This window comes from Streptomyces sp. NBC_01390 (assembly GCF_045040105.1).
Lineage (GTDB): Bacteria > Actinomycetota > Actinomycetes > Streptomycetales > Streptomycetaceae > Streptomyces.
On the sequence record NZ_CP109551.1, the window covers coordinates 4,173,242 to 4,193,090 of the forward strand.

19 protein-coding genes and 1 pseudogene are annotated in these 19,849 nt (G+C 69.4%); 12 read left to right on the plus strand and 8 right to left on the minus strand.

Annotated features, from left to right (window positions below; translation table 11 throughout):
• Positions 1-89: 89 nt before the first annotated feature.
• A complete protein-coding gene (locus tag OG241_RS18625; RefSeq protein ID WP_405816629.1) occupies positions 90-2,333 on the plus strand; it encodes an ATP-binding protein in 2,244 nt (747 codons plus the stop codon).
• A gap of 20 nt (positions 2,334-2,353) precedes the next feature.
• Here the strand turns inward: OG241_RS18625 and OG241_RS18630 are convergent, their stop codons facing one another.
• Positions 2,354-3,214 (minus strand): MEDS domain-containing protein, encoded by an 861-nt coding sequence (locus tag OG241_RS18630; protein ID WP_405816630.1) that lies wholly within the window; start codon positions 3,212-3,214, stop codon positions 2,354-2,356.
• A 181-nt stretch (positions 3,215-3,395) separates the two neighbouring features.
• Positions 3,396-4,286: a helix-turn-helix transcriptional regulator gene (locus OG241_RS18635; RefSeq protein WP_405826290.1), complete on the minus strand. Its 891-nt coding sequence runs from the start codon at positions 4,284-4,286 to the stop codon at positions 3,396-3,398.
• 188 nt (positions 4,287-4,474) lie between these two features.
• Here OG241_RS18635 and OG241_RS18640 point away from each other — a divergent pair, with 188 nt between their 5' ends.
• Entirely contained in the window at positions 4,475-5,908 is a 1,434-nt protein-coding gene (locus OG241_RS18640; RefSeq protein WP_405816631.1) for an MFS transporter, read from the plus strand.
• Positions 5,909-6,234: 326 nt separating this feature from the next.
• Positions 6,235-6,441 (plus strand): hypothetical protein, encoded by a 207-nt coding sequence (locus OG241_RS18645; RefSeq protein WP_405816633.1) that lies wholly within the window; start codon positions 6,235-6,237, stop codon positions 6,439-6,441.
• A gap of 21 nt (positions 6,442-6,462) precedes the next feature.
• Here OG241_RS18645 and OG241_RS18650 read toward each other — a convergent pair.
• A pseudogene (locus OG241_RS18650) lies at positions 6,463-6,720 on the minus strand (aldo/keto reductase); the annotation flags it as partial.
• Between the two features lie 81 nt (positions 6,721-6,801).
• Here OG241_RS18650 and OG241_RS18655 point away from each other — a divergent pair.
• Positions 6,802-7,908 carry an endonuclease/exonuclease/phosphatase family protein gene (locus tag OG241_RS18655; protein ID WP_405816634.1) on the plus strand — a complete coding sequence of 369 codons (1,107 nt, stop codon included), beginning with the start codon at positions 6,802-6,804 and terminating at the stop codon, positions 7,906-7,908.
• 69 nt (positions 7,909-7,977) lie between these two features.
• On the opposite strand, the gene OG241_RS18660 is transcribed toward OG241_RS18655, so the two are convergent.
• Positions 7,978-9,360 (minus strand): glycine--tRNA ligase, encoded by a 1,383-nt coding sequence (locus OG241_RS18660; protein WP_405816635.1) that lies wholly within the window; start codon positions 9,358-9,360, stop codon positions 7,978-7,980.
• A gap of 220 nt (positions 9,361-9,580) precedes the next feature.
• Here OG241_RS18660 and OG241_RS18665 point away from each other — a divergent pair, with 220 nt between their 5' ends.
• The 7 genes from OG241_RS18665 (at position 9,581) to OG241_RS18695 (ending at position 17,285) form a co-directional block, all read left to right on the plus strand.
• Positions 9,581-10,549, plus strand: a complete 969-nt coding sequence (locus OG241_RS18665; RefSeq protein WP_405816637.1) for a metal ABC transporter substrate-binding protein — start codon at positions 9,581-9,583, stop codon at positions 10,547-10,549.
• A gap of 47 nt (positions 10,550-10,596) precedes the next feature.
• A complete protein-coding gene (locus OG241_RS18670; protein ID WP_405816638.1) occupies positions 10,597-11,364 on the plus strand; it encodes a metal ABC transporter ATP-binding protein in 768 nt (255 codons plus the stop codon).
• Positions 11,364-12,266 (plus strand): metal ABC transporter permease, encoded by a 903-nt coding sequence (locus OG241_RS18675; protein WP_405816639.1) that lies wholly within the window; start codon positions 11,364-11,366, stop codon positions 12,264-12,266. The genes OG241_RS18670 and OG241_RS18675 overlap by 1 nt, the downstream gene beginning before the upstream one ends.
• A gap of 59 nt (positions 12,267-12,325) precedes the next feature.
• Positions 12,326-12,745: a Fur family transcriptional regulator gene (locus OG241_RS18680; RefSeq protein WP_405816640.1), complete on the plus strand. Its 420-nt coding sequence runs from the start codon at positions 12,326-12,328 to the stop codon at positions 12,743-12,745.
• 129 nt (positions 12,746-12,874) lie between these two features.
• Positions 12,875-14,080: an MFS transporter gene (locus tag OG241_RS18685; protein ID WP_405816641.1), complete on the plus strand. Its 1,206-nt coding sequence runs from the start codon at positions 12,875-12,877 to the stop codon at positions 14,078-14,080.
• 212 nt (positions 14,081-14,292) lie between these two features.
• Positions 14,293-16,719 carry a M4 family metallopeptidase gene (locus OG241_RS18690; protein ID WP_405816642.1) on the plus strand — a complete coding sequence of 809 codons (2,427 nt, stop codon included), beginning with the start codon at positions 14,293-14,295 and terminating at the stop codon, positions 16,717-16,719.
• A 179-nt stretch (positions 16,720-16,898) separates the two neighbouring features.
• Positions 16,899-17,285 (plus strand): hypothetical protein, encoded by a 387-nt coding sequence (locus tag OG241_RS18695; protein WP_405816643.1) that lies wholly within the window; start codon positions 16,899-16,901, stop codon positions 17,283-17,285.
• Between the two features lie 12 nt (positions 17,286-17,297).
• On the opposite strand, the gene OG241_RS18700 is transcribed toward OG241_RS18695, so the two are convergent.
• Entirely contained in the window at positions 17,298-18,146 is an 849-nt protein-coding gene (locus OG241_RS18700; protein WP_405816644.1) for an isoprenyl transferase, read from the minus strand.
• Positions 18,147-18,180: 34 nt separating this feature from the next.
• Entirely contained in the window at positions 18,181-18,930 is a 750-nt protein-coding gene (recO, locus tag OG241_RS18705) for a DNA repair protein RecO (RefSeq protein ID WP_405816646.1), read from the minus strand.
• A gap of 110 nt (positions 18,931-19,040) precedes the next feature.
• Between recO and OG241_RS18710 the strand changes: the two genes are divergently transcribed.
• The gene (locus OG241_RS18710) at positions 19,041-19,268 is read left to right on the plus strand and encodes an XRE family transcriptional regulator (protein WP_405816647.1); all 228 of its coding nucleotides are present in this window, start codon (positions 19,041-19,043) and stop codon (positions 19,266-19,268) included.
• Between the two features lie 23 nt (positions 19,269-19,291).
• Here the strand turns inward: OG241_RS18710 and OG241_RS18715 are convergent, their stop codons facing one another.
• Together OG241_RS18715 and OG241_RS18720 are read right to left on the minus strand one after the other, a co-directional pair.
• Positions 19,292-19,480, minus strand: coding sequence for a hypothetical protein (locus OG241_RS18715; RefSeq protein ID WP_405826292.1), 189 nt, complete (start codon positions 19,478-19,480; stop codon positions 19,292-19,294).
• Positions 19,481-19,542: 62 nt separating this feature from the next.
• Positions 19,543-19,758 carry a hypothetical protein gene (locus OG241_RS18720; protein WP_405816649.1) on the minus strand — a complete coding sequence of 72 codons (216 nt, stop codon included), beginning with the start codon at positions 19,756-19,758 and terminating at the stop codon, positions 19,543-19,545.
• Positions 19,759-19,849 lie beyond the last annotated feature (91 nt).

Below are 19,849 nucleotides of genomic sequence, written 5' to 3' on the forward strand. Positions count from 1 at the left end.
GACGCAAGGGCACCATCAACTCGTCGAACGCGAAGAGGGTGTGGCTGATCGTGGGGGCAGCCGGGTCTCGGCGGACGGTCGGATTCCCCGTGCCGGGGACGAGTTTCGTCGGCCGACGCCATGAACTGACGCGGGCCAGACGGCTGTTGACCACCACCCGGCTGCTGACGCTCACCGGCCCCGGCGGGGTCGGCAAGACCCGGCTCGCGGCGCGGGTGGCGGAGGGAGCCGTACGGAGGTTCCCGGACGGGGTCCGGCTGGTGCCGCTGGCCGCCGTGCGGGACGGCGCGCTGGTGCCGCACGCGGTGGCGGACGCGCTCGGTATCCGGGACGAGACGGGCCGGGCACCGCTGGACGCGGTCGTCGAGCAGCTGCGCGGCAGGCGGTTGCTTCTGGTCCTGGACAACTGCGAGCACCTGGCGGACGCCTGCGCCTCACTGGTGGCCTCGGTGCTCGGGGCGACCGAGGGGGTCCGCGTACTGGCCACCAGCCGCCACCGGCTCGGCCTCACCGAGGAACAGCTGCTCCCGGTGGCCCCGCTGGCCACCCCGTCCCCCGGCGAGGGCCGCCCCGGGGCGGAGTTCCCCGCGCTGCGACTGTTCGCCGACCGGGCGGCGGCCGTGGTGCCCGGCTTCGCGATCACCGACCACAACCGGGCGGCCGTGGCCCGTCTCTGTCACCGCCTGGACGGCCTCCCGCTGGCCATCGAGCTGGCGGCCGTACGGATACACGCCCTGGGAGTGGAGCAACTCGACGAACGCCTCGGCGACCGGCTGGGCGACCGCTTCCGCCTCCTGACCTGTGGCAGCCCGGCCGCCCCACCCCGCCACCAGACCCTCCGCTCGGCCGTGGACTGGAGCCACGACCTGTGCACCCCTGCGGAGCAACTCGCCTGGGCCCACCTGTCGGTGTTCACCGGCAGCTTCGACCTGGGGGGCGCGGAGGCGGTGTGCGGCGACGCCTTCGGCTCCCTCCGAGTCGCCGTGCTGGATGCCGTGGTCGGCCTCGTGGAGAAGTCCGTGCTGGTGAGGGAGGGATGCGAGACCGACAGTGGGACCGGAAACGGGGCGGGAAGCGGGGGTGGCGCGCGGTATCGGATGCTCGGGCTTCTTCGCGAGTACGGGCTGGAGAAGCTGGAGGCGCTCGGGGTGGCCGGGGACACCCGGCGGCGGTTGTGCGCGCACTTCGTGCGGGTCGCGGAGGAGCATGAGCGGAGCTGGTTCGGGCCGGATCAGCCGGGCACTCTGGCCGGGCTGCGCGCCGAACACGACAATCTGCGCGCGGTGCTCGACTTCTGTCTCACCACCCCCGGCGAGACCCCGCGCGGGCTGCGGCTGATCGGCAGCCTGTGGTTCTACTGGATCGCGCGCGGCGCCTGGGCGGAACTGCGGCACTGGTGGCAACGGCTCCTCCTGCGCGGCGGCCGACGCCGTCCCGCACCCGAACTGACCCGCGCGCACTGGGCCGCCGCCCTGATCCCGCTGGTCCGCAGCCGGACGAACGCCGTGCTCCTGACCGGCGCCCCGCACCCCCCGACACTGGCCCCGCACGAGATACCGGACGTCAGACCGCTGGCCGACGTCCTGCGCCGGCAATCGGGACGCGGCGACGACGGCGACCACGACGACGAGAGGCGGCTGCTCGCCTTCCACCTCCTCAGCCGCGTCGAGTTGGCGGCCACGCTCACCTTCCACGGCCGCCCCGAACGTGCCGTGCCGCTCTGCGTGGACGCCCTCGCTGTGTGTGAGACATACGGCGAGCAGTGGGTCCGCTCATACGTCCTGGGCACGCTCGCCACCGCCCGCTGGGCACTGGGTGAGCACGAGGCAGCCGCCGAGAGTGCCCGGCACTGTCTGCGGCTGCCGTACGTCAGCGGCGAGCCGCACGCCGTCTGCGGCGCCCTGGAGATACTGGCCGTCGTCACCGCCGCCCGGGGCGACACCGAGCGGGCGGCCGTGCTGCGGGGTGCGGCGCACCGTATCCGCCGCGACCTCGGCCACGTCCCGACGGCCGTCGACGGCCCGTGCGGCGAGGCCCATCGGCGCGGTTACGAACTGTCGGCACACGAGGCCCTCGCCTACGCGCTGGGCGACCCGCGCACCGCCGCCGGGCGCGCCGCGCGGCCCGCACCGCCGGTGCCCGACACCGGGCTCACCCGGCGCGAGTTGGAGGTGGCCGCGCTGATCGCGTCGGGCCTGACGAACCGGCAGATCGCGGAGCGGCTGGTGATCTCCCGGCGCACGGCCGAGGGACATGCCGAACGCATCCTCGCCAAGCTGGGTTTCGCGGCCCGGAGCCAGGTGGCGGCCTGGTTCAGCGGATTGCCCCGCTGACCGGTCCGCTCTCCCCCCACCTATACCTCTGGCTCTGGCTCTGGCTCTGATTCCGTGCGGAGCCTCAACTGCCTTACGTCGTCGGAGCCCAGGCCTCGGAGGACCGCTTCGAGGATCGGGTCGCAGCGGACGTCGAGGGTGTCGCCGTCGGGCAGTTCCCGGGCGAAGCCGATGAGCTGCCAGGCGGCGTGCGCCTCCATGTAGAACAGGCCGGTCAGGTCAAGTGCGTACCGGAAGGGGCCGGAGCCGTCGGTACGGATCACTTCGAGGGCGTCGAGATGGGTCATCACCCGCAGCGGGTGGACCGTCCGCATCGCGGCCACCAGGTGGTCGGTGTACTGGTGACGGCTGTACCAGCACATCGCGGTGAGGCGCGGATCCACGAAGAGCGGTCGCATGAACGCCTCGTAGTCGAGGAGTCGGTCGTCGCTGACGCCGGCCCGCTGCCCCCAGGCCATGTCCGCCCCGACCCGCAGCCCGGTCCAGCCGTCGGTTCGCGTCCGCTCCAACTCGTCGGAGTAGAGGCGGAATTGGCGCTCCATGGAGAAGCTGCCATCAGGGACGTAGACAGCGCTGTTGCGTACGATCTCCAACTGGCCACTGCGCCATGCGGCTTCGGCCTGTCCGGTGCCGGTGTCGAGACGGGCGAGGGCGTCGTCGTCGCCCACGTCGGCCGGGTCGAGGACGACCATCACCTTCTCGCCACGGGTCAGTCCGGTGCGGGTGTAGGCGGTCAGTACCTGCCAGTGGGCGTGGGCGTCGGGCACGTCCAGGCAGGCGTGGTCGCCGGGGCGCAGCGCCTGAACGGGAACGCTTCGGGCTGTCGAGTCCGCGTGCCCTTGCGTATGCCCTTGGGCATGCTCAGGTGCGTGTTCGGTCATCGAGGGCGCCTTTCCGGGCGTTGATGATCAACTCCCGACGACGTTAGGGAACCGACTGCGGCCAGGCGTTGCCGCCACCCCCAACACCCCTCACGGAGAGCAGAATTGACCAACAGTGGTTGGCCTTCCGACCGAACCCGACCCGAACTCGACCGGCTGTCGACCCTTCCCGACTACTCCCCTACTCCCCTGCGCCTTCTCCCCAACCTTCGCTCAAGGCCATCGCGTACAGCTTCTCCAGGCGCTCGCGGGTCTCCTCGTCCGTCGGGACGAGCGTCACCAGGCGGGTGCCCAGTTCCGGGGCGAGCCACAGGTCGGTGTGGTCGACGGTGAGCAGGCCGACGTACGGATTGCGGAACTGCTTGGTCTTGCCGCGGGCGGCGACCACCTCGTACCGCTCCCAGATCGCACAGAACTCCGGGGACCGGGTACGCAGCCGCTTGAGCATCAACTTCCAGGCGGGGTCGCCGAGATGGGCGGCCTGCTGAACCCGGAGTTTGGCCGCCATCACCCGCATCGTCTCTTCGAGCAGCACGACCGACGAGCGCCACTCCTCGTTCGTGTAGACGAGGAGCATGAGGTTGCGGTCCTCGGGCGGTACGGCGTCCAGGTCGCCCATGAGACGGCTGTACGTGCGGTTGTACGCCTGGATGTCGTACCGGCTGTTCTGGATACAGGCCGGAACGGGGTCGAGGGCGCGCAGCAGTTCGCGGATGGCCGGGGTGATCGTCGGGCAGCTGGCGGCGGGGGTGGGGTCGACGGCTCCGGCCAGCTGGAAGAGGTGGGTGCGTTCGCTCGGGTCGAGCAGGAGGGTGCGGGCGAGGGCGTCCAGCACCTGTTCGGACACCTGGATCGCGCGGGCCTGTTCGAGCCAGGTGTACCAGGTGACGCCCACGGCGGAGAGCTGGGCGACCTCCTCCCGGCGCAGACCCGGCGTACGGCGGCGTCGGCCGCGCGGCAGCCCGACCTGCTCGGGGGTGATGCGCTCGCGGCGGCTGCGCAGGAAGACGGCGAGCTCGTGGCGCCTGATCTCCGAGCCGCGCCCGCCGGGCCGCTGCGGTTCTCGCTGCAGCGGTTCTCGCTGCTGCGAGCCCGGCTGGTCCTGCTGCCTTTGCTGGGCCGTGGTTTCCTGGGCGGTGGTGGTCACAGTCCCCACTCTCTCTCCACTTGTCGTCCGTCCCGACCCTGTTTCCAGGTACTCCTACTACCAGGATAAAGACACTCTGGTACCCCCCTCAGAGACGGCGCAGGCTGGTCGACGTGACCAACACAAGCACCCCACCCACCGCCACCGTCCGCTCCCCCGCCGACCCACCCGTACTCGGCGGGCTCGGCCTGTTCACCGTGCTGCTCGGGGCGGCGCTCCCGCTCATCGACTTCTTCATCGTCAACGTCGCCCTGCCCACCATCGGCCGGGATCTCTCGGCGAGCGAGGCCGTCCTCGAACTGGTGGTCGCCGGGTACGGGGTCTCGTACGCCGTCCTGCTCGTCCTCGGTGGGCGGCTCGGCGACCTCTTCGGCCGGCGCCGGCTCTTCCTGGGCGGCATGGCGGCCTTCGCCGTCACCTCGCTGGCCTGCGGTCTGGCGCCGACGGCGTGGACGCTGGTGGTGGCCCGTATCGCGCAGGGCGCGGCGTCGGCGGCGATGCTGCCGCAGGTGCTCGCGACGATCCAGTCGGCGACGGCGGGACCGCGCCGCGCGAGGGCGATGGGCCTGTACGGCGCGACGGCGGGCCTGTCGATGGTGGCGGGCCAGATCCTCGGCGGCGTACTGGTGGCCGCCGACATCGCGGGCACGGGCTGGCGCTCGGTGTTCCTGGTGAACGTGCCGGTGGTGCTGCTCGGCCTGATCCTGGCCGCCCGTTCGGTCCCGGAGACCCGCTCGCAGCACCCGGAGCCGGTGGACGTCCCCGGGACGGTCCTGCTGGGGGTCTCCCTGATCACGCTGCTGGCCCCGCTCACCGAGGGCCGGGCGGCGGGCTGGCCGCTGTGGACGTGGCTGTCGCTGGCCGCGTTCCCCTTCGCGGCGGCGGCGTTCTGGGCGACCGAGCGTGGCGCGGACCGCAAGGGGCGCACTCCGCTCGTACCGCCGACCCTTTTCGCGCTGACGTCACTGCGACGCGGTCTGGTGATGATCGTGCCGTTCTCGATCGGCTTCAGCGGGTTCATGTTCGTGATCGCGGTGGCCCTGCAGCGGGGTGCGGGTCTGGGGCCCGTGCAGGCGGGGATGGCGCTGGCCCCGATGGCCGTGGCGTTCTTCGCCGTCTCTCTCGCCGGGCCGCGCCTGGTCGCCCGGTACGGCACCCGGGTCGTGACCGTCGGGGGCCTGATCCAGGGGGTGGGCGTGGGGCTCATCGCCGTCGCGGTGTGGCGTTCCTGGCCGGACCTGGGTCTGGTGCAGTTGCTGCCGGGAGCGGCGGTCGCGGGGGCGGGGCAGGCGCTTCAGCTTCCCGTTCTCTTCCGGATCATCCTCTCGGAGATCGAGCCGGCGCGGGCGGGTGTGGGCGGCGGTGTCATGGTCACCACGCAGCAGTCGGCGCTGGCGCTGGGGGTGGCGACGTTGGGCACGCTGTTTCTCTCGTTGACGCCTGGGATGGGTATGCGGGATGCGTTGGTGACGACGTTGGTGGTGCAGCTGGGGGGTGTCGCGCTGACGACGGTGCTTAGCCTGCGGTTGCCGCGGAGGATTGGCTGAGGGTTCGCTTGTGGGTGCGGGTGCGTTGTGGCTTGTCGCGCAGTTCCCCGCGCCCCTGAAAGAGCGGGTGCCGGTCCGTCGTGGCCTGTCGCGCAGTTCCCCGCGCCCCTGAAAAGAGCGCCCCAGCGCTCGGGGCCTACCCATCGACTGCGAGTGCGGGTCTGCCAGGGCTTGTCGCGCAGTCCCTCGCGCCCCTGGGGCGGGAGCGGCGCCTGAGCACCCGGCGGATGTCTCAACTCTTCACACAGTCGCCCCCTGTTGATGTTGCTCTTGCTGCACACTCCTAGCTGCACGCCCGCACGCATCCCCTGGACGGCGGAGAGGTCATGTTGCAGATCAACACGAGCAAGGTGAGCCGCTGGGACCAGCACGGTCGCGAGCACGTGGTCCATGTCCAGCGCACCGGCGCGCACCGCGTCATGAGCTGCGACACGTGCGGCTGGAAGAAGAAGGTGCAGTTCCTGCCCTGGCTGAAGGCGGAGGAACACCTCGCCGAGGAACACCAGGCGACGGTGGACCCGACGGCGGGCTGAAAAACCCCGGCTCCGTTACGGACGTAACGGAGCCGGGGTTTCAGAGATCGGTTCACGCCGAGCAAGCCGCAGCTCGTTGTGGCCCATGCCGTAGAAGTCGCCGGTGTCCAGCAGGGTCACGCCTGCTTTCAGGGCCGCGTGGATCGTCGCGATCGACTCGGCCCGGTCCACGTCGCCGTACATCGGGGACATGCCCATGCAGCCGAGGCCGAGGGCGGAGACCTGGGGGCCGGTGGTGCCGCCATCCTCCGGTCGACAGGCCGGGCACCCCGAGGACAATGAGATATGTCGGCGTGCAGTCACCTCGGCGGCGCCTGCCACCGGCCCAGCGGCATTCCCGCGCCGCCCATGGAGGCCGCCATGAGTGTCCGTATAGCCACCTACAACACGGAGAACCTGTTCCGCCGGCCCGGGGTCTTCGAACTCCCGGACGCCGAGCGGGAGCTGGTCCTCGAGCACTTCAACGAGCTGATCTCACTGCTCGACAAGCCGGTCTACGACGCCACGGACCAGGCGCGGATCGCCCAGCTCATCAAGGAGCACCGGGCCTACGACACCAATCCGGCGCACGAGCCCCCGCCGTTCTTCATCAACCAGACCCGCGGCGGCTCCGCCGACCTCTTCGAAACGCACGGGTCGGAGAACGATCCCGAGATCAAGGTCGTCGCCAAGGGCCGTAAGAAGTGGACCGGTTGGGCCGAGCTGGTGCGCGGCGACCTGGACCGGGACGTGGTGCGGAACACCGGCCGGGTGATCAAAGAGATCAACGCCGACATCCTGCTCACGGTCGAGGTCGAGGACCGGCTCACCCTGGACCGGTTCAACACCCAGGTCCTGGGCGGTGCCTGGGGCATGGAGCCGTACCGGTACAACCTGCTGATCGACGGCAACGACAGCCGCGGCATCGACGTCGGCATCCTCAGCCGCCACCCGATCCGTTCCATCCGGTCGCACATCGCGGACCTGGGCGCCGACGGCAAGCCGCTGTACAGCCGGGACTGCCCCGAGTACGAGATCGAGCTGAACGGCACACCCCTGTGGGTCCTCGGCAACCACTTCAAGAGCAAGCGGGGCGGCGGCGGCCCCCGGCGTCTGGCTCAGGGCAAGCGGACGGCGGAGCTCTACGACGCCGCCCTCGAACGCTCCCCGCACGTCCTTGTCGCCGGCGACCTCAACGACTCGCCGGACAGCGAAGCGGTCAAGAAACTGCTGGTCACCGGCGCTCGGGACGCGATGAGCCACCCCTCGTACACGGGCGACCCCGGCACGTACGGGACGGGCCACTCACTGGACCAGAAGATCGACTACCTGCTCTTCTCGCCGGAGCTGTTCAGCAAGATCCAGCACGTGGACGTGGAGCGGCGCGGGGTGTGGGCGCCGAATTCGTTCAAGTCCTTCGACACGGTGACGTCGAAGGCGGACGAGGCCTCCGACCACGCGGCGCTGTACGCGGACGTCGACCTGTAACCGCCGCCGAAACGGGTACGACAATGCCGGGCCCCCTCCGAGGGGACCCGGCACCGGTACATACCTACCTCAGCAGCCGACGAGACGCTGAGCCAGGTACCCCTCGATCTGGTCCAGCGACACGCGCTCCTGCTTCATCGTGTCGCGCTCGCGCACCGTCACCGCGTTGTCGTCGAGCGTGTCGAAGTCGACCGTCACGCAGAACGGCGTACCGATCTCGTCCTGGCGCCGGTAGCGGCGGCCGATCGCGCCCGCGTCGTCGAACTCGATGTTCCAGTTCTGGCGCAGGGCGGTCGCCAACCCCTTGGCCTTCGGGGACAGCTCGGGGTTGCGGGACAGCGGCAGGACCGCGACCTTGACCGGCGCCAGGCGCGGGTCGAGGCGCAGCACCGTGCGCTTCTCCATCTTGCCCTTGGCGTTGGGCGCCTCGTCCTCGATGTACGCGTCGAGGAGGAACGCCAGCATCGCGCGGCCGACACCGGCGGCGGGCTCGATGACGTACGGCGTCCAGCGCTCGCCGGCCTCCTGGTCGAAGAAGGAGAGGTCCTGGCCGGAGGCCTTGGAGTGGGCGTTGAGGTCGTAGTCGGTGCGGTTGGCGACGCCCTCCAGCTCACCCCACTCGTTGCCACCGAACTGGAAGCGGTACTCGATGTCGGCGGTGCGCTTCGAGTAGTGCGAGAGCTTCTCGGCCGGGTGGTCGTACCAGCGCATGTTCTCCTCGCGGAGACCGAGGCCGGTGTACCAGTTCCAGCGCTCCTGCATCCAGTACTCCTGCCACTTCTCGTCCTCGCCCGGCTTGACGAAGAACTCCATCTCCATCTGCTCGAACTCGCGGGTGCGGAAGATGAAGTTGCCGGGCGTGATCTCGTTGCGGAACGACTTGCCCATCTGGGCGATGCCGAACGGCGGCTTGCGGCGCGAAGTGGTCTGCACCTGGGCGAAGTTGGTGAAGATGCCCTGGGCGGTCTCGGGGCGCAGGTAGGCGACCGAACCGGAGTCCTGGGTCGGGCCGAGGTGCGTCGAGAGCAGACCGGAGAACTGCTTGGGCTCGGTGAACTGGCCCTTGTTGCCACAGTTCGGGCAGTTGATGTCGGCCAGGCCGTTGGCCGGCGTACGGCCATGCTTGGCCTCGTACGCCTCCTCCAGGTGGTCGGCGCGGTAGCGCTTGTGACAGGAGGTGCACTCGGTGAGCGGGTCGGAGAAGGTCGCGACATGGCCGGAGGCCACCCAGACCTCGGGCGCGAGGATCACGGACGAGTCGAGACCGACGACGTCCTCGCGCGACGTCACCATGTAGCGCCACCACTGGCGCTTGAGGTTCTCCTTGAGCTCGACACCCAGCGGCCCGTAGTCCCAGGCGGCCTTCTGGCCTCCGTAGATCTCACTGCAGGGGAATACGAAGCCACGGCGCTTGCTCAGGCTGACGATGGTGTCGATCTTGTCGGCGGCCACGGTGCTCTCTTCATTACGACGATTTACGACGACGGGCGATGAAGCGGACGCGTTCGGACGGGCGGACGCGGACGCGCTTCAGAGCGAATGACTCAGGTTACCGGCGGGGCCCGCCCCCCAATCAAATCGGTTCCGGTAGAGGGCCGGGTAGAGGGCCGCGCTCATGCCCCAAAAGCCCGCTTGTTGACAATCGTTTCCAGAATCATTGAAAATGACTGTCATGAACGTACGACGACTCATATCGGGCACCGCGATCGCGGCGGCCACCGCGCTCGGCCTCGGCGCCCTGTCCGCCTGTTCCTCGGATTCGAGCGCCGCCGACGGGAACAGCGGCGGGAAGCTCGACGTCGTGGCGTCGTTCTATCCGATGCAGTACCTCGCCGAGCAGATAGGCGGCACCCACGTCTCCGTCAGCACACTGACCGAGCCCGGCCAGGAGCCGCACGACCTGGAGATCAGCGCCAAGCAGACCGTGGACCTGCAGAAGGCCGACGCGGTCCTGTACCTCAAGGGCCTCCAGCCCGCCGTCGACGAGGCGGTGGCGCAGTCCGAGGCGAAGACGAAGATCGACGCGGCGGCCCTCACCACCCTCGAGAAGCACACCGGCACCGGGCACAGCCACGAGGGTGAGGAAGCGCACTCCGAGAAGTCCGGGGAGGACTCCTCCGGCCTCGACCCGCACGTCTGGCTCGATCCGGTGAGGTACGCCCAGATCGCCGACGGTGTGAGCGCCGCCTTCCAGAAGGCCGATCCGGCCAACGCGGCGGAATACAAGAAGAACACCGGGGCGTTGACCGCGAAGCTGACCTCGCTCAACACCTCGTTCGAGGCCGGCCTGAAGAACACGGCGACCAAGGTGTTCTTCACCAACCACGCGGCCTTCGGCTACCTCGCCGAGCGCTACGGCCTGACCCAGGAGGCCATCACCGGTGTCGACCCGGAGAGCGAGCCGAGTGCCGCGCGGATGAAGGAACTGCAGCAGGAGGCGAAGGCGGACGGAGTGACCACCGTCTTCTACGAGACACTCGTCTCCGACAAGACCGCGAAGACCCTCGCCGAGGACGCGAACCTCACGACGGACGTCCTCGATCCGCTGGAGGGCATCACCGAGAAGTCCCGGGGCAGCGACTACATCGCGGTCATGGAGTCCAACCTCAAGGCCCTGCGGACGGCTCTGGGCGCCAGGTGAGCGGTACGAGTGAGCGGTAACCGATGATCGTCACGGAGGATGCAGGCATGGGCGAGCCCGTCATTTCGCTGCGCGGTGTACGCGCCGAGCTGGGCTCACGCCCGGTCCTGCGCGGAATCGACCTCACCGTGGGCCGCGGTGAGGTCGTCGCGCTGCTCGGCGCCAACGGCTCGGGCAAGTCGACCGCGATCCGTACGGTCATCGGCCAGGTCCCGGTCAGCGCGGGCGAGATCGAGCTCTTCGGCATCCCGCGCCGCCGCTTCACGGACTGGCGGCGCGTGGGCTACGTACCGCAGCGGACGACCGCGGCCGGTGGTGTGCCCGCGACGATCACGGAGATCGTCGCGTCGGGCCGGCTCTCCCGCGCCCGCTTCGGCGTGCTGCGCAAGGCCGACCACGAGGCCGTACGGCGGGCCATCGGCCTCGTGGGGCTCGCGGACCGGGCCAAGGACTCGGTGAACGCGCTGTCGGGCGGCCAGCACCAGCGTGTACTGATCGCCCGCGCCCTTGCCTCCGAACCCGAGCTGCTGATCATGGACGAGCCGATGGCCGGCGTCGACCTGGCGAGCCAGGAGGTGCTGGCGCGGACCCTGCGGGAGCAGGTCGCGGCCGGTACGACGGTGCTGCTCGTGCTGCATGAACTCGGGCCGCTGGAACCGCTGATCGACCGGGCGGTGGTGCTGCGCGACGGCTGCGTGATGCACGACGGGCCGCCCCCGCAGGCGGTCGGACAGCACGCCCTGCCCGGCCACGACCACGTACACCCGCACGCGGCTCACGACGCCGAACCGATCCGGACGGGACTGCTGAGCTGATGGACTTCCTCGACTACGCCTTCATGCAGCGGGCCCTGCTGGCCGCCGTACTCGTCGGCATCACGGCCCCCGCGATCGGCATCTACCTGGTCCAGCGGCGTCAGGCGCTGATGGGCGACGGTATCGGCCATGTCGCCATGACCGGCGTCGGCCTCGGTTTCCTGCTGAACACCTCACCGGTGTGGATGGCTACGGGCGTCTCGGTCGTCGGCGCGGTGATGATGGAACTCATCCGCTGGTACGGCAAGACCCGCGGCGACATCGCCCTCGCGATGCTGTTCTACGGCGGTATGGCCGGCGGCGTGATGTTCATCAACCTCGCGCCGACGGGCTCGAACGCCAACCTGACCTCGTATCTGTTCGGCTCGCTCTCGACGGTCAGCGAGTCCGACGTGACGGCGATCTGTGTGCTCGCGGCGTTCGTGGTGCTGGTCACCGTCGGTCTGCGCCGGCAGCTCTTCGCGGTCAGCCAGGACGAGGAGTTCGCCCGGGTGACGGGGCTGCCGGTCCGCGCGCTCAACCTCCTCACGGCGATCACGGCCGCCGTCACGGTGACGGTCGCCATGCGGGTGGTCGGGTTGCTGCTGGTCAGCGCCCTGATGGTGGTGCCGGTGGCGGCGGCCCAGCAGCTCAGCCGGAGCTTCGCGGCGACGTTCGCCATCGCGGTGGCGATCGGGGTTTCCGTGACGATCGGCGGGACCGTGACGTCGTACTACCAGGATGTCCCGCCCGGTGCGACGATCGTCCTGCTGACCATCGGCGCGTTCATCGCGCTGACCGCTCTGGCGACCCCGCTGGCCCGTCGCCGAGCCCGTGCCGCGACCGCCGCGCAGGCGGCCGGGGACCCGGCGGAGTGTGTGATTCCGGCCAGCAGAGAGGCCGCCGGCAAGGCGGGCGTCTGACCGCGCACGGTCCGGGCTGGCACAATGGCCCGGCAAGCGCAGACGTGAGGAGAACAACGGTGACGACGGCCGGTCCGCCCGTTAAGGGACGATCCACCCGCCAGCGTGCCGCTGTGGCGGCGGCGCTGGACGAGGTCGACGAGTTCCGCAGTGCCCAGGAACTCCACGACATGCTCAAGCACAAGGGCGACTCGGTGGGGCTGACCACCGTCTACCGCACGCTGCAGACCCTGGCGGACGCGGGCGAGGTCGATGTCCTGCGGACGTCGGACGGCGAGTCGGTGTATCGCCGGTGCTCGACGGGCGATCACCATCACCACCTTGTCTGCCGTGTCTGCGGCAAGGCGGTGGAGGTCGAGGGGCCCGCGGTGGAGAAGTGGGCGGAGGCGATCGCCGCCGAGCACGGGTTTGTGAACGTCGCTCATACGGTGGAGATCTTCGGTACCTGTGCGGAGTGCTCTGCGGTTTCGCGGGAGTAGGTTCGGCGGTACTTCGGCTGCCGGCTCGCTGTGGCTTGTCGCGCAGTTCCCCGCGCCCCTGCAAGCGCCCGCTACCCCTGGGTCCGATAGCTTCTCGCGGTGGGCGATCTCAGGGAAAAAGATGATCAGTTGAGCTCTGCCTCTCTGGGGCGGGGGTTTCGGTGGTTGTGGGCTGCTTATGCCACCAGTCTGGCCGGGACCTGGCTGGCGTTCGACTCGTTTCCGTTGATCGCCGTTCTGGTGCTGCATGTGGGGCCCGCGCAGGTGTCGTTGCTGGCGGCGGCCGGGCTGGCCGTCGGGGCGGTGGTGGCGGTGCCGCTCGGGCCCTGGGTGGAGTTCAGGCGCAAGCGGCCGGTGATGGTCGCGATGGATCTCGTCCGGTTCGGGGCGCTCCTCACCGTTCCCCTCGCCTACGCGCTCGGCGCGCTCTCGTTCGGGCAGCTCGTGGTGGTGGCCGTCGTGGTCGCCGCCGCCGACATCACCTTCACCGCCGCCAGCGGGGCCTGCCTCAAGGCGCTTCTCCCGCCGTCCCAACTCCTCGTCGCCAACGGGCGGTTCGAGTCGACCATGTGGACGGCGAGCGTGCTCGGGCCGCCGCTGGGCGGGGCCGCCATCGCGCTGCTCGGCCCGGTGACCACCGTCGTCGCGAACGCGGTGAGCTTTCTGCTGTCGGCGGCCGGTATCCGCGCGATGGGCGGCCCACCGGAAGCCCGTCCGGAAAGGGGACCCCGGACACGGGTGCGCGCCGGTGATCTGGTCGACGGGTGGCGGTTCATCCTGGCCGATCCGGCACTACGGCCCCTGTTCCTCAACACCGTGCTGGTCAGCGGGCTGATCATGGCGACGGCTCCCCTGGTCGCCGTCCTCATGCTCGGGCGGTTCGGGTTCGCGCCCTGGCAGTACGCCCTCGCCTTCGCCGTGCCCTGCACCGGCGGCCTCATCGGTTCGCGCCTGTCCCGGCCGCTCGTGGCGCGGTACGGGCAGCGCGGGATCATGCGCGTCTTCGGAACACTGCGGGTGTGCTGGCCGGTCGGAATGGTGTTCCTGCACGGCGGCACGTCAGGGCTCGTCCTGGTGATGGTCGTGCAACTCGGGCTGATCACCAGCATGGGGGTGTTCAACCCGGTGTACGCCACCTACCGGCTCCAGCACACTCCGGCCGACCGGGTCGCCCGCACCCTCTCCGCCTGGTCGGTGTCCAGCAAGCTGACGATCGCCGCGCTGACCGCGCTGTGGGGACTGCTCGCGGCGCTCACCACTCCCCTGACGGCCGTCGGCGCCGCGGGCGTCCTGATCCTCGCGACTCCGCTGCTGCTGCCCCGCACTCGGGACTGAGGGGCGTTCTCACGCACAGGGATAACCCTCGACCTCTTATTTTTTGCTGACATGCACTCCTCAATGCTGCCACTCTTCCGGCAGTCATCCCCCACGTCTCGTGCACATCGCGCACATCACGCACTGCTCAGCTCATCCCGGGCCGCACACCCCCGTTCGCCCGGTTCTGTTTCCGGCCGCAGAAGGCGCGGCCGTCGCAGGAGGAGTCTCGAGTGAGACGAAAGTCCAGCACCACCCCCCACAGATCCGGCCGCACCAACAAGGCCACCGCGGCCGGCGCACTGCTCGCCACCGCCACACTCCTGGCCGTCGGCGTGCAGACGGTCCCCGCCGCCGCCAAGCCCGCCGCACCGGCCCCCAGCCCGCTGCGCGCGGGCGCCGTCCCGGCGAAGCTCACCCCCGCCCAGCGCACGGCGCTGATCAGGACCGCGGCGCAGCACACCACGCAGACCGCCGGCACCCTGGGCCTCGGCGCCAAGGAGAAGCTGGTCGTCAAGGACGTCAGCAAGGACGCCGACGGCACCCTGCACACCCGCTACGAGCGCACCTACGCCGGTCTGCCGGTTCTCGGCGGCGACCTCGTCGTGCACACCCCGCCCGCCTCCAAGGCCTCGGGCACGGTGAGCAGCACGTTCAACTCGCGGCGGACCATCTCGGTCGCGTCCACGACCCCCACGTTCGCCAAGTCGGCCGCCGAGACGAAGGCGCTCGGCGCGGCCAAGGCGCTGGACGCCGAGAAGGCCACCACCGACAGCGCCCGCAAGGTGATCTGGGCCGGCAGCGGTACGCCGAAGCTGGCCTGGGAGACGGTGATCGGCGGCTTCCAGGACGACGGCACGCCGAGCCAGCTGCACGTCATCACAGACGCGCAGACCGGCGCCAAGCTGTACCAGTTCCAGGCGATCAAGACCGGCACCGGCAACAGCCAGTACAGCGGCACGGTCACCATCGGGACGACGCTGTCCGGTTCGACGTACCAGTTGAACGACACCACACGCGGCACCCACAAGACGTACACGCTCGCCAACGGCACGTCGGGCACCGGCACCCTGATGACGGACGCCGACGACACCTGGGGCACCGGCGCCGGGTCCAACACGCAGACCGCCGGCGTGGACGCGCACTACGGCGCCCAGATGACGTGGGACTTCTACAAGAACACGTTCGGGCGCAGCGGCATCAAGAACGACGGGGTCGCCGCCTACTCGCGCGTGCACTACAGCACGGCGTACGTGAACGCGTTCTGGGACGACTCCTGCTTCTGCATGACGTACGGCGACGGCACGAGCAGCACGCACGCGCTCACCTCGCTGGACGTGGCCGGGCACGAGATGACGCACGGCGTCACCTCCAACACCGCGAACCTCACCTACTCCGGCGAGTCAGGCGGGTTGAACGAGGCGACCTCCGACATCTTCGGCACGGGTGTCGAGTTCTACGCGAACAACTCCACCGACGTCGGTGACTACCTCATCGGCGAGAAGATCGACATCAACGGCGACGGTACGCCGCTGCGTTACATGGACAAGCCGAGCAAGGACGGCGGCTCGGCGGACAGTTGGTACTCGGGCGTCGGCAACCTGGACGTGCACTACTCGTCCGGCCCGGCGAACCACATGTTCTACCTGCTGTCGGAGGGCAGCGGCTCCAAGACCATCAACGGCGTCACGTACAACAGCTCGACGTCCGACGGTGTCGCCGTCGCGGGCATCGGCCGGGCCGCCGCGCTGCAGATCTGGTACAAGGCGCTGACGACGTACATGACGTCCAGCACCACGTACGCCCAGGCGCGCACCGCCGCGCTGAACGCCGCATCGTCGCTCTACGGCGCCAGCTCCACCCAGTACGCGGGTGTGGGCAACGCCTTCGCCGGCATCGCCGTCGGCAGCCACATCACCCCGCCGACCGCGGGTGTCTCGGTCACCAACCCGGGCAGCCAGTCGTCGACGGTCGGTACGGCGGTGAGCCTGGCGATCACGGCCAGCAGCACCAACAGCGGCTCGCTGACCTACGCGGCGACCGGTCTGCCGACCGGCCTGTCGATCAGCAGCTCGACGGGCGCCATCTCCGGCACCCCGACGACAGCGGGCACCTACAGCAGCGTGGTCACGGTGACCGACAGCACGGGCGCCACCGGTACGGCGTCCTTCACCTGGACGGTCAGCGCGACCGGCGGCGGCTCCTGCACCTCGGCGCAACTGCTGGGCAACGCGGGCTTCGAGTCCGGCAACACGACCTGGACCGCGTCCAGCGGCGTCATCACCAACTCGACCAGCCAGGCGGCCCGCACCGGCTCCTACAAGGCCTGGCTCGACGGCTACGGCGCCACCCACACCGACACCCTGTCCCAGTCGGTGACGATCCCCAGCGGCTGCACGGGCACCAAGCTCACCTTCTACGTCCACATCGACACGGCTGAGACCACCACCAGCTCGCAGTACGACAAGCTGACGGTCACCGCCGGTTCGACGACCCTGGCGACCTACTCCAACCTGAACGCGGCCAGCGGTTACGTCCTGAAGACGATCAGCCTGTCGGCCTACGCCGGCACGACGGTCGCCCTGAAGTTCACGGGCGTCGAGGACACGTCCCTCCAGACGAGCTTCGTGATCGACGACACGGCGGTCACGACCAGCTGACCACCCCGCACCGACCAACCCCCCACGGGTACGACAGCGGCACCCGGCGCCTTTCTCGGCGCCGGGTGCCGCTGGGCGTTGTCGGGCGTTGTCGAGAGGGCTCGAATCCGCCCTGTGGAAGGTGACGGCCGTTGTCACAATGAGTGGCCCGTCAACCCAACCTGCCCATGGAGCTGACCATGCGTAGATCCGCCGCCCTGCTGGCCGTTGCCGCCGCCCTCGGCATTCCGCTAACGGCGCCGACCCCCGCCGCCTCGGCCGCCGTCCCGACAACCGAGGTCATGTGCCAGGACTGGTCCGCGTACCCGCAGTACATCCGCCACATCTTCCTCAACGCGGACAATCCCACGGGCACCAGGGACTTCAACGAGCTCCCGGAGATCCTCACCTGCTACGAGTGGTCCGGCTCGACACCGGCCACGGTCTCGTACACCATCAGTTACGTCATGAACGGCGTGGACCATCCCGACGGATACACAGGCACCCTCACCATGGGGCACGGGTTCGCGTGGGGCACCCCCATGCCGGGCTATGTCTACCGGGCGAGTTTCACGCTCATCCCCTGACCCACCGAACGTTCAGACCCCCGTGTTGCCCTTCATGTCCCGCTGCATTTCCAGCAGTTGTTCATTCGGGACGGCGCCGCCGAACCGCCGGTCGCGGGAGGCGAATTCGACGCAGGCGCGCCACAGGTCGCGGCGGTCGAAGTCCGGCCAGAGAACGTCCTGGAACACCATCTCGGCGTAACTCGACTGCCAGATCAGGTAGTTGGAGGTGCGTTGTTCTCCACTGGGCCGGAGGAAAAGGTCGACGTCCGGCATGTCCGGGTAGTAGAGGTACTTCTGGATGGTCTTCTCGGAGACCTTGTCGGGGTCGAGCTTGCCGAGTGCCACATCCCGGGCCATCGCCTTTGCGGCGTCGGCGAGTTCGGCTCGGCCGCCGTAATTGACGCAGAAGTAGAGCGTCATGGCGTCGTTGTTCTTGGTCTGCTCCTGGGCGACCTGGAGTTCCTGTACGACGGACTTCCACATCTTGGGCATACGCCCGACCCAGCGAATGCGGATACCGAGTTCGTCCATCTCGTCGCGCCTGCGCCGGATGACGTCACGGTTGAAGTTCATGAGGAAGCGGACCTCTTCCGGTGACCGCTTCCAGTTCTCGGTGGAGAAGGCGTAGAGGGAGAGATTCCTGACGCCGAGTTCCAGGCAGCCCTTGAGGACGTCGAGGACGGTGCCTTCGCCGACCTTGTGACCCTCGGTACGCGGCAGCCCGCGCTCTTTGGCCCACCGCCCGTTGCCGTCCATGACGATCGCCACATGGTTGGGTACGAGCTCGCCGGGGAGCTTCGGCGCGGTGGCGCCGGAGGGGTGCGGTTCCGGCGTCTTGTACTCGCGGCGCTGGCGCCCCAGGATTCCGCGTACGGCCATGAGTCTCTCGTCTCTTTCCTACGGTGATTGCTAGCTACTGCTTCTCTACATAGCGCAGGGAGCGCAGCCCGCGCTCCAGGTGCCAGTGCAGATAGGCGGACACCAGTCCGCTTCCCTCCCTGACGTGCCGCGGCTCGCACGCGTCCGCGGTCGCCCAGTCGCCCGTCAGCAGCGCGCCGAGCAGTTCGAGGGCCTGAGGAGAGGGTACGACGCTGCCGGCCACCCGGCAGTCGACGCAGACGGAGCCTCCGGCGGCCACCGAGAAGAAGCGGTTCGGCCCTGCCATGCCGCACTTCGCGCAGTCGCCGAAGGAGGGCGCGTACCCGTTGACGGCGAGGGAGCGCAGGAGGAAGGCGTCGAGGATGAGGTGGGGCTCGTGCTCGGCGCGGGCGAGGGTGCGCAGGCCGCCGACGAGCAGCAGATACTGCTGCACAGCGGGCTCACCCTCGTGGTCGGTGAACCGTTCCGCCGTCTCCAGCATGGCCGTCCCGGCGGTGTACCGGGCGTAGTCGGTGACGATCCCGCCACCGTACGGAGCGATGGTCTCGCTCTGGGTGCAGAGGGGCAGCCCGCGCCCGACCAGCTCACTCCCCCGCGAGAAGAACTGCACGTCGACATGGGAGAACGGTTCGAGCCGGGCCCCGAACTTCGACTTGGTCCGCCGGACCCCCCGGGCCACGGCCCGTACCCGCCCGTGACCGCGTGTGAGCAGCGTGATGATCCGGTCGGCTTCCCCCAGCTTCTGGGTACGCAGCACGACACCGTCGTCACGGAACAGGCTCATGGGGTCATTGTCGCGTACGGAACGGCGGCCTCGGACGGGGCCGTACTCCTTGGCAGTGAACGTGGTCGGATTCGCCTGGCGGCGGGCTGCCCGCAGACGAGGCTCTGGGTATGGACCCCGAACGTACGACCCCTGAACGCGCTGCGAAGATCAGGGCCGGCCTGGCCGCAGCCGAGGTCGCCCAGATCATGGGCGTCACCCAGCACCTCGTGTCCCGTATCGAGCGCGGTGAGCTGGAGCGGAGTGAGGTGGATACGCTCGCAGCCTACGTACAGGCCCTCGGCGGACGGTTGAAGATCGTCGCCGACTTCGGGGACGAGTCCTACGTCCTGAGGTGACCGGCCTCACCCGCCAGGCCCCGTCAGGGAACCTCACCGCGGCTGCGGGCGTTCGCGTACGCCGTGGCCGCGCTGAGGCGTTCCGCCGGGGTGGCGGGCCGGAGTCCGTCCGGGGCCGCGTCCCACTCCCGGCCGCCGCCGTACGATCTGAGCTGGACGTAGGGCCCCTCGTGCCCCATGACGACGCCGACCTTCCCGGTGTGGCCGTCCATGACGTACTCCCCGATCTCCGGCTGCCCCGGTTTCCCCGACCGTGCCGCCGGCTTCATGTCGTTCATCGCAGCGCCGCCGCGATCCGGGCCGCCGTCTCGACGTTGCAGCGCCCCAATTCGATGAGCGGACAGGGCGCTTCCCGGGCCACACTCGCCGCGTCCAATCGGAGCGACGGCAAGGTAATCCCGGCGTTTTTCAACGCCATCCGCAATTCCTTCACAATTTCCTCCGCCTCTTCGACGCAGCCCGCCGAGTGTGCCGTCTGTCGTGCCGTCACCGTGCTCCCCTGACTTATCGAGTTTCACTCTTCGCACTTCTACGATGACGTGCTGTGCCTACACTCGGAAGGCTCTGGGCGCAGCAACGGC